Consider the following 13092-nt stretch of genomic DNA (forward strand, 5'->3'; position numbering starts at 1 on the left):
GCACTCGTGTTCACCACTAGGCCGACCCTCCAAGGCACCTTCGGCATGGTGTCCTCCACCCACTGGCTCGCCTCGCAGTCCGCGATGGCCGTCCTGGAGGACGGCGGCAACGCCTACGACGCGGCGGTCGCCGCCGGTTTCGTCCTGCACGTCGTCGAGCCGCACCTCAACGGCCCGGCGGGCGAGGTGCCGATCATCCTGGCCCCCGCCGACGGGGAGGTGCGGGTCCTATGCGGGCAGGGTGTCGCGCCCGCCGGGGCGAGCGTGGACCACTACCGCTCGCTCGGCCTCGAACTGGTGCCGGGCACCGGGCCGCTCGCGGCCGCCGTGCCGGGCGCCTTCGACGCGTGGATGGTGCTCCTGCGCGACCACGGGACCAAGTCCCTGGCCGACGTCCTCACGTACGCCATCGGGTATGCCGAGGACGGCCACGCGCCCGTGGAGCGCGTCGGCGAGACCGTCGAGACGGTGCGTGAACTCTTCGAGACCGAATGGCCGTCGTCGGCCGAGATCTACCTGCCGGGTGGTCGGTCTCCGCGCCCCGGCGAGCTCTTTCGCAACCCGGCGCTCGCGGCGACCTGGCGCCGGGTGATCGCGGAGGCCGGCAACGGCTCGCGCGTCGAGCAGATCGAGGCCGCGCGCACGATCTGGAGCGAGGGGTTCATCGCCGAGGCGCTGATACGGCAGTCCGGCGTCCCCACGATGGACACCAGCGGCTCCCGGCACACCGGAACGCTGACGGCAGCGGATCTCGCCGTATGGGAGGCGACCTACGAGGCCCCGGCGACGTACGACTGGCACGGCTGGACGCTGTGCAAGGCGGGCGGCTGGAGCCAGGGCCCGGCCTTCCTCCAGCAGCTCGCCGTGCTCCCCTCGGCGCTCGCGGACCTGCCCGCCTACGGCTCGGCCGACTACGTCCACCTGCTGATCGAGGGCTGCAAGCTGGCCATGGCCGACCGCGAGGCCTGGTACGGCGACGCGGACGGCGTCGGCACGGTTCCTGTCGGCGACCTGCTGTCCGAGGCGTACAACGAGGAGCGGCGCACGCTCATCGGTGAGAAGGCGTCGCACGACCTGCGCCCCGGCAGCCCCGGCGGGCGCACCCCGCAGATCTCCGCCCACGCGAGTGCCGTGGCCGCGGGCGAGCCCGGCTTCGACGCGCTCGGCCTGCCCGGGGCGGGCGCCGGGGAGCCGACGGTCGCCAAGAGCGGCACGTCACCGGTGCCCGGCGAACCGGCCGTCTCGGCGGACGGCGCCACCCGCGGCGACACCTGCCACCTGGACATCGTCGACCGCTGGGGCAACATGGTCGCGGCCACGCCGAGCGGCGGCTGGCTGCAGTCCAACCCGGTCGTCCCCGAACTGGGCTTCCCGCTCGGCACCCGCCTGCAGATGGCCTGGCTGGAGGAGGGCCTGCCCAACTCCCTGACGCCCGGCCGCCGCCCGCGCACCACCCTGACACCGTCCCTCGCGCTCAAGGACGGCGTACCGGTGATGGCGTTCGGCACGCCCGGCGGGGACCAGCAGGACCAGTGGCAGCTCCACTTCTTCCTGTCGGTGGCGCTGCGCGGCTCAGTGCGGGGAGGACTCGACCTCCAGGGCGCGATCGACGCCCCCAACTGGCACAACGACAGCTTCCCCGGCTCCTTCTACCCGCGCGGGATGCGTCCGGGCAGCGTCACGGTCGAGTCCCGCATGGACGAGGCGGTCATCGAGGAGCTGCGGCGGCGCGGGCACGACGTGACGGTGGGCGAGCCCTGGTCGGAGGGGCGGCTGTGCGCGGTGGCGCGCGACCCGCGGACCGGGGTGCTCTCGGCGGCGGCCAACCCGCGTGGGATGCAGGGGTACGCCGTGGGGCGATGAGACGCCCGACGCGAAAAGGCTCCGGCCGAACTCGGCCGGAGCCTTTCCCAGGGTTGGTCCCCCTCAGCCGTGCGGTGCCGTCAGGCCGATGCGCGAGTGGGGCGGCGCACCAGCTCGCCGCCACAGTTCGGGCAGACATGCCGCATGCCGACGGCGCACGGCTCGCAGAACGTGCACTCGTAGGAGCAGATACGCGCCTGCGCGTCGAGGGGCAGGGCCGCCTTCTCGCAGCGCTCGCAACGGTCCCGCATCTCCAACGCCATCGTTCCTCCTGGACTGGACTCCTCGGAGCCTCATCTTCGGCGGCGGTCCTGGCTAGGGAAGCAGGGTGGACGGCCAATGCTCGACATGATCGGGCCATGGCCGCGCCTTGACGTCCACCCTGCGCCGGAATCAGGAACGGCCGCCCGTGCCCTGTCCGTCGAGCGAGTCCTCCGTGGCCGGGACCGGCTCCCGCTGAGACGGCACGGACACCGTCGCCGTGGCTTTGCGGCTTCGGGAGAAGCGTGCGGCCACCGGCTGCGCGAAGCGTGCGGTCAGCGGGCCGACGATCACCAGGATCAGGACGTACGCCGTGGCCAGCGGGCCGAGCCGGGGCTCGATGCCCGCGGTGACGGCGAGACCCGCGATGACGATGGAGAACTCGCCGCGCGCCACAAGCGCGCCGCCCGCCCGCCACCGTCCCTTGACGGAGATCTTGGCGCGGCGAGCCGCCCAGTACCCCGTGGCGATCTTCGTGCACGCCGTCACGACGGCGAGCACGAGCGCGGGAAGCAGCACCGGCGGGATGCTCGCCGGATCGGTGTGCAGGCCGAAGAAGACGAAGAACACGGCGGCGAACAGGTCCCGCAGCGGCGCCAGGAGACTGTGCGCGCCCTCGGCGACCTCGCCCGACAGCGCGATGCCGACAAGGAAGGCGCCCACGGCGGCGGAGACCTGGAGCTGCTGCGCGATCCCGGCGACCAGGATCGTCAGACCAAGGACGACCAGGAGCAGCTTCTCGGGATCGTCGCTCGACACGAAGCGCGAGATGACGCGGCCGTAGCGCACGGCGAGGAACAGCACCAGACCGGCGGCCCCGAGCGCGATGCCCAGGGTGAGACTGCCCGCGGCCCAGCCGACACCGGCCAACAGGGCGGTGATGATGGGCAGATACACCGCCATCGCCAGGTCTTCGAGGACCAGGATGCTGAGGATGACGGGTGTCTCGCGGTTGCCGAGGCGGCCCAGGTCGTTCAGGACCTTCGCGATGACGCCGGAGGAGGAGATCCACGTGACGCCGGCGAGGACGACGGCGGCCACCGGACCCCAGCCCATCAGGAGCGCGGCGATGGCGCCCGGCACGGCGTTGAGCCCCATGTCGACGAGCCCGGCCGGGTACTGGGTCTTGAGGTTGCTGACCAGGTCGCTCGCGGTGTATTCGAGACCCAGCATGAGCAGCAGCAGGATGACGCCGATCTCGGCGCCGATCGCCACGAACTCCTCACTGGCGCCCAGCGGAAGCAGCCCGCCCTCGCCGAACGCGAGCCCGGCAAGCAGATAGAGGGGGATGGGTGAGAAGCGGAACCGTCCGGCGAATCTGCCGAGAAGGCCGAGCGCGAGAATGATCGCGCCGAATTCGATCAGGAAGACAGCGGAGTGCATCGAATCACTCCCGGCCGAGTATCGCGGCGGCGCTCTCCACACCCTCGCGGGTGCCGATCACGATGAGGGTGTCCCCGCCCGCGAGGCGGAAGTCGGGCGCGGGCGACGGGATCGCCTCGGCCCTGCGCAGCACCGCCACGATGGACGCGCCGGTCTCGGTGCGCATCTGGGTCTCGCCGAGCACCCGCCCGTTCCAGTGCGAGGAGCCGGCCACCTCGATGCGCTCGGCGACCAGACCGAGGTCGGTGGTGTGCAGGAGATTGGGGCTGTGGTGCGAGGGCATCAGCGCGTCGATCAGCGCGTCCGCCTCACCCGAGCTCAGTCGCAGCGAGAGCGCGCACTCGTCGGGGTCGTCGGCACGGTAGGCGCTGAGGGTTCGCGCGCCGTCCCGGTGCGCGACGACCGAGATCTGGCGGTGTTCTCGGGTGGTCAGGTCGTACCGGATGCCGATGCCTGGGAGTGGCGTCTGGCTGAGACGTGAAGCGGACACAGCTCTTCCCCTAGTTGCTGATTGGCTGATGGGCGTCAATACGGCGTTAAGGTCACCCTATAGGCCCGTTCTTTGCCAGAACTTGGTGGTAGAGGTCCCGCTCCGGGTCTAGGGCTGACGTTGTGCCAGTACCGTCTCGACGGAATCGGCTTCCGTAGGCGACTTGTCCTCGCGGTAGCGGACGACGCGGGCGAAGCGGAGCGTGACGCCGGCCGGATAGCGGGTGGACTTCTGCAGCCCGTCGTAGGCGATCTCGACGACGAGCTCCGGCCGTACGGTCACGACGAAGCCGTCGTCGCTGACCGCGATCTCACGCAGCCGCTCGGTCTGCCAGGCGAGCATCACGTCGGTCATGCCCTTGAAGGTCTTCCCGAGCATGGCGAACGTCCCGTCCTCGCGCCGGGCACCCAGGTGCAGGTTGGACAGCTTGCCGGTCCGCCGCCCGTGCCCCCACTCGGCGGCGAGCACGACGAGGTCCAGGGTGTGCACCGGCTTGACCTTCAGCCAGCTCGCACCGCGGCGCCCGGCGATGTACGGGGCGTCGAGGGCCTTGAGCACGACGCCTTCGTGGCCGCGGCGCAGCGTGTCGGCGAAGAACTCCTCCGCGGCACCGATCTCCGCCTCGTCGGCGGGGTCGGCGACGACGGCGCGACGCACCCGCATCGGCTCGGGGACGAGCCGCGCCAGGTGGGTGTGCCGCTCGGCGAACGGCAGGTCGAGCAGATCCCGCCCTTGCGCGTACAGGACGTCGAAGAAGACGGGGGACACGGGCAGCCCCGCGGCGGCGGTGGTGACGTCGAGGCGGGACCCGACCCGCCCGGCGATCTCCTGGAAGGGCCGGGGTCTGCCGTCGCCGTCGAGCGCGATGACCTCGCCGTCGAGAATGAAGGTGTCGCCCGGCAACTCCAGTGCGGCAGCGGTGAGTTCGGGCAGCCGGTCGGTGATGTCGTCCAGGGTGCGGGTGTAGACGCGTACGTCATCTCCGTCCCGGTGCACCTGGACGCGGATTCCGTCCAGCTTCTCCTCGACGGCACACGGCCCGCCCAGCTTGCCGACGCCCTCGGTGACGGACACGGCGCCGTGCGCGAGCATCGGCAGCACGGGTTGCCCGACGCCGAGCCGGAACTCCTCGACCGCGCCGGGCCCCCTCGCGAGGAGGGCTTCGGCGACCGGAGTCACCGCCCCTGCCAGCATCACCGCGCGGCGCACGGCGGCGGGCGGCGCCTCGGTGGCGCGGGCGAGCCCCTCCACGGCGATGGCATCCAGCGCGCCCTGCCGCACTTCGCCGGTCAGCAGTCCGACGAGGAACCGCTGCTCCTCCGCGGTGGCCGCGCCCATCAGCTCCGCCACCAGTCGCTTGCGCTCGGCCTGGGAGCCCTGCCCGGAGACGGCGCCGATGGCGGTCAGGGCCTGGTCAGTGGCCTGCACGGTGAGGCTGGGCTCCACGGCCGCCGCGGGTGCGTCCTTCAGGAGGCTCCACCCGATGCCCAGCCTCCCCTGGGGGAGGCGCCCCGCCAGATAGGGGATGACGATGGGGGCGTCGGCGGGTGTGGCCGAACGGAAGAGATCAGCGAGCAGCGCGATCTTCTGGGACCGGGCGGGAGTGGTGGCCACGGTGGCGGATACGTGTGCGAGGCGGGCTAGGAGCATGCGTTCTCCTTTCCCCGGTCGCCGCCCTTCCTGAAACGCGGTGAAACCAGCCTGTCCGGCGTTCGAGGGTGAACACGGCGGACCTGGCAGGAGTGGCGCAGGTCACACATCTCGGCCCGGTTGTCGCGTAATGAATCACCTCTTCCCGGACTCGAACAGACACGGAAGAACGCAGTGCGAGCAGCGGCAGCTGCGCAGAACAGGAGTCCGATCATGGCCGTCACCCTTGAGCAGCCCGCCCGCGCCCGCCTGATCACCCGCGACGGCCGTGAGCGCGCGCTGCCCGTGACCCTGCGCTATGTGGCTGCCGACCCGCTGGCCGTGCAGATCGTCTTCCCTCCGGAAGCCTCCCTCGACGGCGCGGAAGTCACCTGGATCTTCGCCCGGCAGCTCATGGAGGAGGGGCTTCGGGCACCCGCAGGTGGTGGTGACGTGCACATCTGGCCGTGCGGGCGGGCGCGCACGGTTCTCGAGTTCCACGCGCCGCAGGGTCTTGCCCTGGTGCAGTTCGACAGAGCCGTGCTGCGGCGGTTCCTGCTCCGTACGTACGCCGTCGTGGCGGAGGGACGCGAGACCGAGGGGCTCGGCCTCGAGCAGGATCTCGACCGGTTGCTGGGCGGGGTCTGAGCGGAGGTTGCGCCCCGGGAGCCGCGTGCATGCGTTCGGCTACTGGCGATCTGCCAGGCGGTCCGCTCGCGCCGTGCGCCGCCGCCGGATCCCCAGCGTCGCACCCACCACCAGAGCGGCCGAGCCGGCGGCGAAGAAGAGCATCGTGGTCCACGCCGGGCCGCCCGAGCCGACCGCGTGGGCGGCCGGCTCGGCAGCGGGCGCGGCGCCCTGCGCCGTGCCGCGCTTCTCGCTCTCGGAGACCAGCGAACCCACCGGCCGCACATGGCCTGCCGCCTTGAACCCCCAGTCGAGGAGCGCCCTGGTCTCCTCGTACACCCGGTACCCGCCGCTCGCCTGCGGGTTCATCACCGACACGACGAGGGTGCGGCTGCCGCGCTGCGCCGCGCTGATGAGGGTGTTGCCGGCGTGGCTGGTGTAACCGTTCTTGATGCCGAGCAGGCCGGGATAGCGGCTCACGCCATCAGCCCCGGTGAGCAGCCGGTTGGTGTTCTGGATGGGGTAGGACCAGTTGCCGTGCGGGAACTTGGCGATCGACGTGGAGCAGTACCGGGCGAACTGCGGGTCCGCGAGGCCCGCCCGCCCGAAGACCGCCAGGTCGTACGCCGAGGAGACCTGACCCGCGGCGTCGTACCCGTCGGGCGAGACCACATGGGTGTCGTGCGCGCCCAAGGCGCGGGCCTTCTCGCGCATCTGACGGACGGTCTGCTGCCAGCCGCCGTTGAGCTTGGCCAGCACATGCACGGCGTCGTTGCCGGAGCTGAGGAACACGCCACGCCACAGGTCGGCGACGGTGTAACTGCGCCCCGCCTCCACCCCCACCAGGCTGCTGCCGTCCCCGACCTCGGAGAGCTCGCTCTGGGTGACCCGGTGCCGGGCGACGGCATCGAGGTGGGGCAGGGCCGTCAGGGCGAAGAGCGACTTCAGGGTGGACGCGGGCGGCAGTTGACGGTGCGCGTTGTGGGCGGCGAGCACTTCGCCCGAACGGGCGTCGGCCACCAGCCAGGAGAGCGCGGAGACATCGCTCGGCACGGCCGGGGCCCCGGCGTCGGGCCGCACCTGGACGCCGGGCCGGTCGAGGAGGTTCGAGGAGTACACGGGGCCCGGCTTGGGCGGCGTGGGCTCTTCGCCGGCCGCGGCGACGGGTGTGGACAGGAGGACCAGAGCGGCTGCCGCGAGGGCCGCGGTGCGGACGGATGAGGAGCGCGGGAGGTACCTGATGACCATTCAGTCACCGTACGAGCGCGGTCGGAAGCCCGCAGGTCAGCTTGGTCCTACTGGATGTACGGGGTGGCCGGGGGCAGGGGGATCGGACGCTCGGCGGTGGTGTGCTCGACCCGCGTGGGCCGTACGAAGAAGCCCGAGCCCCAGGGGAGTTGCGCGACCGGTCAGGTCCTGGCCGAGGGCTCGCCGGGGGCGGGCCATCGCCTGGCTCAGGGCTTGGCGAGCAGGTCGTCCAGCTCGGCCGCGAAGAGCTCGGCCGGGTCGAAGCCCATGCCGCTGAAGTGGCCCGAGAGTTCCAGGGACAGGACTCCGTGCATCCGGGTCCAGAAGGACACGGCCCGGTGGAGGGCGGCGGGCGGCGCGGGGTGGCCCTGGGCCCAGTCCCGGTGGTCCCGCAGATGGCTGCCGAACGGTGTCTCGGGGCTGTCCGGCAGGAGCTCCGCGCAGGCGTCGAGCAGGGTTGCCATGATCTCGGACGAGATGCCGGTGATGTCCTCGGGTGCGTGGTAGCCGGGCACGGGGGTGCCGTAGATGAGGAAGTACCGCTGGGGGTGCGCGAGGGCCCAGTCGCGCAGGACGTGCGCGAGGCCGGCCAGGCCGGCGCCGTCGGTGGAGGCCGCGTGCACGGTGTCGGCGAGGCTTCGGTAGGCGTCCCGGATGAGTTCGGTGATCAGTTCGTCGCGGCCGGCGAAGTAGCGGTAGAGCGCGGGGCCGCTCATGCCCATCTGCTTGGCGATGGCATTGAGGGAGAGCGCGGACGCTCCAGCCGTGGCGATCTGCTCCCAGGCGCGTTCCTTGACCTCGGCGCGTACCTGGGTGCGATAGCGCTCGCGCGGAGTGCTCGTCCCGCTCTTCGCCATGGCTCTCCCACCTCTACCCCTGGGCTACAAGCTCAAGATTTCGTTAGAGGTTATCACTCAGCCCGTTGACCGCCTGTTCTCGGTTGCGTTATACCTTCTAACGAACGAACGAGCCTCTAGCTTCCACTTCGCCAGGAGAATGCCATGACCGGATCCCGCAGCTTCGCCGTCCGCGCCGCACTGGTCGCCGTCCCGCTCGCCGTCGCCGGTGTCCTCGGTACGGCAGCGGCCCCCGCCGGAGCCACCCCTCAGCCCGGCCACGGCAAGTCCCTCACCTGCCGGGGAGAGGGCGTCGACCCCGAGGCGCTCGTCCGCCACCGGACCGAGACCGTGATCCACGCGCCGCTGAGCACCGTCTTCAAGCTGCAGACCGACGTGGAGCGCTGGCCGTCGTGGCAGACCCCCGTCACATCGGTGGACCGCCTCGACCACGGCCCCTTGCGCAAGGGCTCGGCATTCCGGTGGACGACCCCGATACCGCCCAACCCGGCGACCCCCGCCACCAGCCTGGACATCACCTCCACCGTCGAACAGCTCAAGCGCAACGCGTGCATCCGCTGGACGGGCCCCGCGATCGGCGAAGGGCTGCGCATCGACGGCGTCCACGTGTGGACCTTCACCAAGGTCAAGGGCGGTGTCCTCGTCCGCACCGAGGAGACCCACACCGGAGAGCAGGTCGAGGCGAACGTCCCCGCCGCGACCGAGATCCTCGGCCAGGGCCTCGAGGCGTGGCTCGGCGCCCTCAAGACCACGGCGGAAGCGCGGGCCGGTCACCACGCCCACTGAACGACGAAGGCGCGGCACACCGGCGACCGCCGGCGTGCCGCGCCCCTTCGGTGCGCGTGACGTTACTTCGGCAGGTTCGCCTCGATCGCGGCGATGACCTCGGGGGCGTCCGGCTCGGTCTGCGGGGCGAACCGGGCCGCCACCTCGCCGTCCGGAGCGATGAGGAACTTCTCGAAGTTCCAGCGGATGTCGCCGGTGTGCCCCTCGGCGTCCGCCGTGTCCACGAGGCGCCCGTACAGCGCGTGCCGGTCGTCGCCGTTCACGTCGACCTTCTCGGTCATCGGGAACGTCACGCCGTACGTGGCCGAACAGAACTCGGCGATCTCCTCGGACGTACCGGGCTCCTGGCCCATGAACTGGTTGCAGGGCACGCCGAGCACCGTGAAGCCACGGCCCGCGTACTTCTCCTGCAGGCGCTCCAGGCCCGCGTACTGCGGGGTGAGCCCACACTTGGAGGCGACATTGACGATCAGGACGGCCTTGCCCTGGTACTGGTCCAGGTTCGCCGGGCCGCCCTGAAGGCTTTCGATCTTTACCGCGTCATAGACAGACATGGTCCGGAGCCTACGCTCCGCCCGCCGCGCGCCCGAGGGGAGACCGGCGCAGGCCCTGCTACGGGCGCGGCTCCGTTCGCTCCGACAACTCGGCGCGCCACTGGCGCGGCCATTCTCCCGAGGGCGGGGGAGCCCCACCGATGCCGAGGTCGCCGCGCGCGCTCTCGTAGAACCGATCGCGTGCGGCGCTGGCGATCTCATGTGCTCGGGCCCAGTCGGTCGACGCGCTGACGCCCTCCCGCACGAGAAGCTCTATGGTCCACACGGCTTCGTGCCACTTCCGGGCCGCCGCGATCGTGGCCGCGTCCCCGACCAGCAGCATCGATTCCCACTCGGCCGCGCGATGGGACTCGGCCTCGGCCAGCTCGGTGAACCCGTGGCTCGGCTCCAGCGGATCGGTCACGTCCGTGTACCCCATGGCCGCACCGATGCGCTGAGCGATCCGCAGCTGCACCTTGAGGGCGTTTCCGTAGCGGATGTACGTCTCGAACCGCTTCTCGTCCCATCGTTCCAGCTTCTGGATCTTCCATCTGCGCCGCTCGGTCAGGCTCTGGGCCGCGTAGGACCCCACGGAGCCCACCACGACACCGATCAGTGCGGGCAGTTGGTCAGCAAGCGACATGGTCCCCCCTCGTCACCCCGAGATTATCGCCGTCCGGTGCAGCCGCCCCCGGGCGACCAGTTCGACCGTCGTGGCCACCGCGATCGTCTGGACCGCCATGAGGGCGATCAGGACGAACAGCTGCACCGCGCCCGCCAGGACCGGTGACGCGCCGCCCAGGAGCATGCCGACGAAGGCTCCGGGCAGGGTGACCAGGCCCACCGTGCGGGTCTGGTCGAGGCCGGGGAGCAGGGCGTCCGAGGCGGCGGGGCGGATCACCTCGAGGCGGGCGTCCCGGTCGAGCATGCCGAGGGCCAGGCCCGCCTCGAACTCGCCCTTGCGGGAGTGGAGTTCGTCCAGGCCGCGGCGACCTCCGAGCACCGTCGCGGTCAGCGCGCCGCCGATCAGGATGCCCGTCACGGGGATCATGGCGATGCCCTTCACCGGCAGCAGACCGGCCAGGGCCAGTGCTGCCACCACCGGGACGACCGGGGCCGCGATCGGCAGCGCCGCCCACCACCAGCTGCCGTTGGAGGTGATGCGGCGCCCCGCCGTGCGCGCGGCGACGGCGAACATCAGGAGCAGGAAGGCGAAGAGCGCCACGATGTGGTGGATCACCCAGCCGATGACCAGGGACACCACGCCGAGCTGCACGGCCGCCCGCACCCCGGCCACCAGGATCTCCCGCGCCCTGCCGTACGTGCCGTCGGGGGAGAGGCGGAAAGCGGCGGCGGCCGCGGCGGCGATGAGCAGCAGGACGAGAAGCACCACGCCGAGCGTCGCGTTGACCGGAAGCAGGGCCTGAGCGGCGAGATCACGCACCCGCCCACCCTAGGGCCCCTCCGGCGGCGCGCCGCGCCGGTGATCGGAACTCGTGTGTCCGGGGTCGTCGCGAACGGGGCCGGTCTGTGAGGATGCGGGAAGAACATGTGCTGCCGGACGAGCAAGTGAGCCGGAAGAAAGACCGGAAGAAAGAAGGGCTGACCTCATGGCGCAGCAGGTACAGGGCGTGATCGCGCGCGCGAAGGGCGAGCCGGTACGGATCGAGACGATCGTCGTGCCGGACCCGGGGCCCGGGGAAGCCGTGGTGCAGGTGCAGGCCTGCGGGGTCTGTCACACCGACCTGCACTACCGCGAGGGCGGCATCAACGACGAGTTCCCCTTCCTTCTCGGCCATGAGGCGGCGGGCGTCGTGGAGTCGGTCGGCGACGGCGTCACGGAGGTCGCGCCCGGCGACTTCGTGATCCTCAACTGGCGTGCGGTGTGCGGCCAGTGCCGCGCATGCCTGCGGGGCCGCCCCCAGTACTGCTTCGACACGCACAACGCCAAGCAGAAGATGACCCTCCTGGACGGCACCGAGCTCTCGCCCGCGCTCGGCATCGGGGCCTTCGCGGAGAAGACCCTCGTCGCCGCGGGGCAGTGCACCAAGGTCGACCCGGCCGCCTCGCCCGCCGCGGCGGGCCTCCTCGGCTGCGGGGTCATGGCCGGTATCGGCGCCGCCATCAACACCGGCAACGTGGGCCGCGGCGACTCGGTCGCCGTCATCGGCTGCGGCGGCGTCGGCAACGCGGCGGTCGTGGGCGCGCGGCTCGCCGGAGCCGCGAAGATCATCGCCGTGGACATCGACGACAAGAAGCTGCAGACCGCGAAGAGCCTCGGCGCCACGCACACCGTCAACTCCCGTTCGGCGGACCCGATCGAGGCGGTCCGCGAGCTGACCGACGGCAATGGAGCCGACGTGGTCATCGAGGCGGTCGGCCGCCCGGAGACGTACGAACAGGCCTTCTACGCACGCGACTTGGCGGGCACGGTCGTCCTGGTCGGCGTGCCGACCCCGGACATGCGCATCGACCTGCCGCTGCTCGATGTCTTCGGGCGCGGCGGCGCGCTCAAGTCGAGCTGGTACGGCGACTGCCTGCCCTCACGCGACTTCCCGATGCTCATCGACCTCTACCGGCAGGGGCGCCTCGACCTGGACGCGTTCGTCACGGAGACGATCGCCCTGGCCGACGTGGAGAAGGCGTTCGAGCGCATGCATCACGGGGACGTCCTGCGTTCGGTGGTGGTCCTCTGATGGCCGCGCGCATCGATCACCTGGTCACCTCGGGCACGTTCTCCCTCGACGGGGGCACCTGGGACGTCGACAACAACGTATGGATCGTGGGGGACGACAGCGAGGTCGTCGTCATCGACGCGGCCCACGACGCGGACGCCATCGCCGCGGCGGTCGGCGAGCGCCGGGTCGTCGCGATCCTGTGCACGCACGCCCACGACGACCACATCGACGCGGCCCCGGCGCTCGCCGCCCGCACCGGCGCGCCGATCCTGCTGCACCCCGCCGACGCGGAGCTGTGGAAGCAGACCCACCCCGACCGCGCCCCCGACGGCGAGCTGTCCGACGGGCAGGAACTCACCGTGGCAGGCGTGCAGTTGAAGGTCCTGCACACCCCGGGCCACTGCCTGGGCGCCGTCAGTCTCCACGCGCCCGCGCTGGGCACGGTCTTCACCGGCGACACGCTCTTCGCGGGCGGCCCCGGAGCCACGGGCCGGTCGTTCAGCGATTTCCCGACGATCGTCGACTCGATCAGGGACCGCCTCCTCACCCTGCCCCCGGAGACGGTGGTGCGGACCGGGCACGGCGACAGCACGACCGTCGGCGCCGAGGCGCCGCACCTGGCGGAGTGGATCGCCCGCGGTCACTGACCGCACCACACGCATCTGTTCGGCCCCGCGCGGTTCGCCGCGCGGGGCCTTTCGCGTACTGGCCCTGCCCCGCGATCTCCGATAAGTTAG

At 71.5% G+C, this 13092-nt stretch carries 14 protein-coding genes; 5 read left to right on the forward strand and 9 right to left on the reverse strand.

Annotation, left to right across the window (positions count from 1 at the left end):
- The first annotated feature begins 6 nt into the window (after window positions 1-6).
- Entirely contained in the window at window positions 7-1863 is a 1857-nt protein-coding gene (locus ACWD02_RS16390; RefSeq protein WP_451210323.1) for a gamma-glutamyltransferase family protein, read from the forward strand.
- A gap of 80 nt (window positions 1864-1943) precedes the next feature.
- On the opposite strand, the gene ACWD02_RS16395 is transcribed toward ACWD02_RS16390, so the two are convergent.
- From ACWD02_RS16395 to ACWD02_RS16410, 4 genes are all read right to left on the reverse strand, one after another.
- A complete protein-coding gene (locus ACWD02_RS16395) occupies window positions 1944-2126 on the reverse strand; it encodes a DUF1272 domain-containing protein (RefSeq protein ID WP_451210325.1) in 183 nt (60 codons plus the stop codon).
- Between the two features lie 130 nt (window positions 2127-2256).
- Complete coding sequence (locus ACWD02_RS16400) at window positions 2257-3507, reverse strand: cation:proton antiporter (RefSeq protein WP_451210328.1); 1251 nt, start codon at window positions 3505-3507, stop codon at window positions 2257-2259.
- Window positions 3508-3511: 4 nt separating this feature from the next.
- The gene (locus tag ACWD02_RS16405; RefSeq protein WP_365817790.1) at window positions 3512-3997 is read right to left on the reverse strand and encodes a cation:proton antiporter regulatory subunit; all 486 of its coding nucleotides are present in this window, start codon (window positions 3995-3997) and stop codon (window positions 3512-3514) included.
- A 108-nt stretch (window positions 3998-4105) separates the two neighbouring features.
- Window positions 4106-5647, reverse strand: a complete 1542-nt coding sequence (locus ACWD02_RS16410; RefSeq protein ID WP_451210331.1) for an ATP-dependent DNA ligase — start codon at window positions 5645-5647, stop codon at window positions 4106-4108.
- A gap of 213 nt (window positions 5648-5860) precedes the next feature.
- Between ACWD02_RS16410 and ACWD02_RS16415 the strand changes: the two genes are divergently transcribed.
- Window positions 5861-6274, forward strand: a complete 414-nt coding sequence (locus ACWD02_RS16415; protein ID WP_451210334.1) for an SsgA family sporulation/cell division regulator — start codon at window positions 5861-5863, stop codon at window positions 6272-6274.
- A gap of 39 nt (window positions 6275-6313) precedes the next feature.
- Here ACWD02_RS16415 and ACWD02_RS16420 read toward each other — a convergent pair whose 3' ends face one another.
- Together ACWD02_RS16420 and ACWD02_RS16425 are read right to left on the reverse strand one after the other, a co-directional pair.
- Window positions 6314-7501, reverse strand: coding sequence for a D-alanyl-D-alanine carboxypeptidase family protein (locus tag ACWD02_RS16420; RefSeq protein ID WP_451210337.1), 1188 nt, complete (start codon window positions 7499-7501; stop codon window positions 6314-6316).
- A 206-nt stretch (window positions 7502-7707) separates the two neighbouring features.
- Window positions 7708-8358 carry a TetR/AcrR family transcriptional regulator gene (locus tag ACWD02_RS16425; protein ID WP_451210338.1) on the reverse strand — a complete coding sequence of 217 codons (651 nt, stop codon included), beginning with the start codon at window positions 8356-8358 and terminating at the stop codon, window positions 7708-7710.
- A gap of 144 nt (window positions 8359-8502) precedes the next feature.
- Here ACWD02_RS16425 and ACWD02_RS16430 point away from each other — a divergent pair, with 144 nt between their 5' ends.
- On the forward strand, window positions 8503-9144 hold the full coding sequence (locus ACWD02_RS16430; protein WP_451210341.1) for an SRPBCC family protein: 642 nt from the start codon (window positions 8503-8505) through the stop codon (window positions 9142-9144).
- A 62-nt stretch (window positions 9145-9206) separates the two neighbouring features.
- Here ACWD02_RS16430 and ACWD02_RS16435 read toward each other — a convergent pair whose 3' ends face one another.
- Genes ACWD02_RS16435 through ACWD02_RS16445 form a run of 3 tightly spaced genes read right to left on the reverse strand, consistent with a single transcriptional unit; the run spans window position 9207 to window position 11121 of the window.
- Window positions 9207-9698 carry a glutathione peroxidase gene (locus ACWD02_RS16435; RefSeq protein ID WP_451210345.1) on the reverse strand — a complete coding sequence of 164 codons (492 nt, stop codon included), beginning with the start codon at window positions 9696-9698 and terminating at the stop codon, window positions 9207-9209.
- A gap of 58 nt (window positions 9699-9756) precedes the next feature.
- Window positions 9757-10320 (reverse strand): hypothetical protein, encoded by a 564-nt coding sequence (locus ACWD02_RS16440; protein WP_451210347.1) that lies wholly within the window; start codon window positions 10318-10320, stop codon window positions 9757-9759.
- A gap of 12 nt (window positions 10321-10332) precedes the next feature.
- A complete protein-coding gene (locus tag ACWD02_RS16445) occupies window positions 10333-11121 on the reverse strand; it encodes an ABC transporter permease (RefSeq protein WP_451210350.1) in 789 nt (262 codons plus the stop codon).
- 166 nt (window positions 11122-11287) lie between these two features.
- On the opposite strand from ACWD02_RS16445, the gene ACWD02_RS16450 reads away from it, so the two are divergent.
- Both ACWD02_RS16450 and ACWD02_RS16455 read left to right on the forward strand, forming a co-directional pair.
- Window positions 11288-12373, forward strand: coding sequence for an S-(hydroxymethyl)mycothiol dehydrogenase (locus ACWD02_RS16450; RefSeq protein WP_451210352.1), 1086 nt, complete (start codon window positions 11288-11290; stop codon window positions 12371-12373).
- Window positions 12373-13002 (forward strand): MBL fold metallo-hydrolase, encoded by a 630-nt coding sequence (locus ACWD02_RS16455; RefSeq protein ID WP_451210355.1) that lies wholly within the window; start codon window positions 12373-12375, stop codon window positions 13000-13002. Before ACWD02_RS16450 ends, ACWD02_RS16455 begins: the two co-directional genes overlap by 1 nt.
- The last annotated feature ends 90 nt before the right edge of the window (window positions 13003-13092 follow it).

The organism is Streptomyces sp. NPDC002853 (genome assembly GCF_053591915.1).

What these genes read in the sequence shown, in the direction of transcription:
- ACWD02_RS16395 (WP_451210325.1), bottom strand. Translation starts at nt 2,126, where the DNA reads ATGGCGTTGGAGATGCGGGACCGTTGCGAGCGCTGCGAGAAGGCGGCC.
- ACWD02_RS16400 (WP_451210328.1), bottom strand. Translation starts at nt 3,507, where the DNA reads ATGCACTCCGCTGTCTTCCTGATCGAATTCGGCGCGATCATTCTCGCG.
- ACWD02_RS16410 (WP_451210331.1), bottom strand. Translation starts at nt 5,647, where the DNA reads ATGCTCCTAGCCCGCCTCGCACACGTATCCGCCACCGTGGCCACCACT.
- ACWD02_RS16415 (WP_451210334.1), top strand. Translation starts at nt 5,861, where the DNA reads ATGGCCGTCACCCTTGAGCAGCCCGCCCGCGCCCGCCTGATCACCCGC.
- ACWD02_RS16420 (WP_451210337.1), bottom strand. Translation starts at nt 7,501, where the DNA reads ATGGTCATCAGGTACCTCCCGCGCTCCTCATCCGTCCGCACCGCGGCC.
- ACWD02_RS16425 (WP_451210338.1), bottom strand. Translation starts at nt 8,358, where the DNA reads ATGGCGAAGAGCGGGACGAGCACTCCGCGCGAGCGCTATCGCACCCAG.
- ACWD02_RS16430 (WP_451210341.1), top strand. Translation starts at nt 8,503, where the DNA reads ATGACCGGATCCCGCAGCTTCGCCGTCCGCGCCGCACTGGTCGCCGTC.
- ACWD02_RS16435 (WP_451210345.1), bottom strand. Translation starts at nt 9,698, where the DNA reads ATGTCTGTCTATGACGCGGTAAAGATCGAAAGCCTTCAGGGCGGCCCG.
- ACWD02_RS16440 (WP_451210347.1), bottom strand. Translation starts at nt 10,320, where the DNA reads ATGTCGCTTGCTGACCAACTGCCCGCACTGATCGGTGTCGTGGTGGGC.
- ACWD02_RS16450 (WP_451210352.1), top strand. Translation starts at nt 11,288, where the DNA reads ATGGCGCAGCAGGTACAGGGCGTGATCGCGCGCGCGAAGGGCGAGCCG.
- ACWD02_RS16455 (WP_451210355.1), top strand. Translation starts at nt 12,373, where the DNA reads ATGGCCGCGCGCATCGATCACCTGGTCACCTCGGGCACGTTCTCCCTC.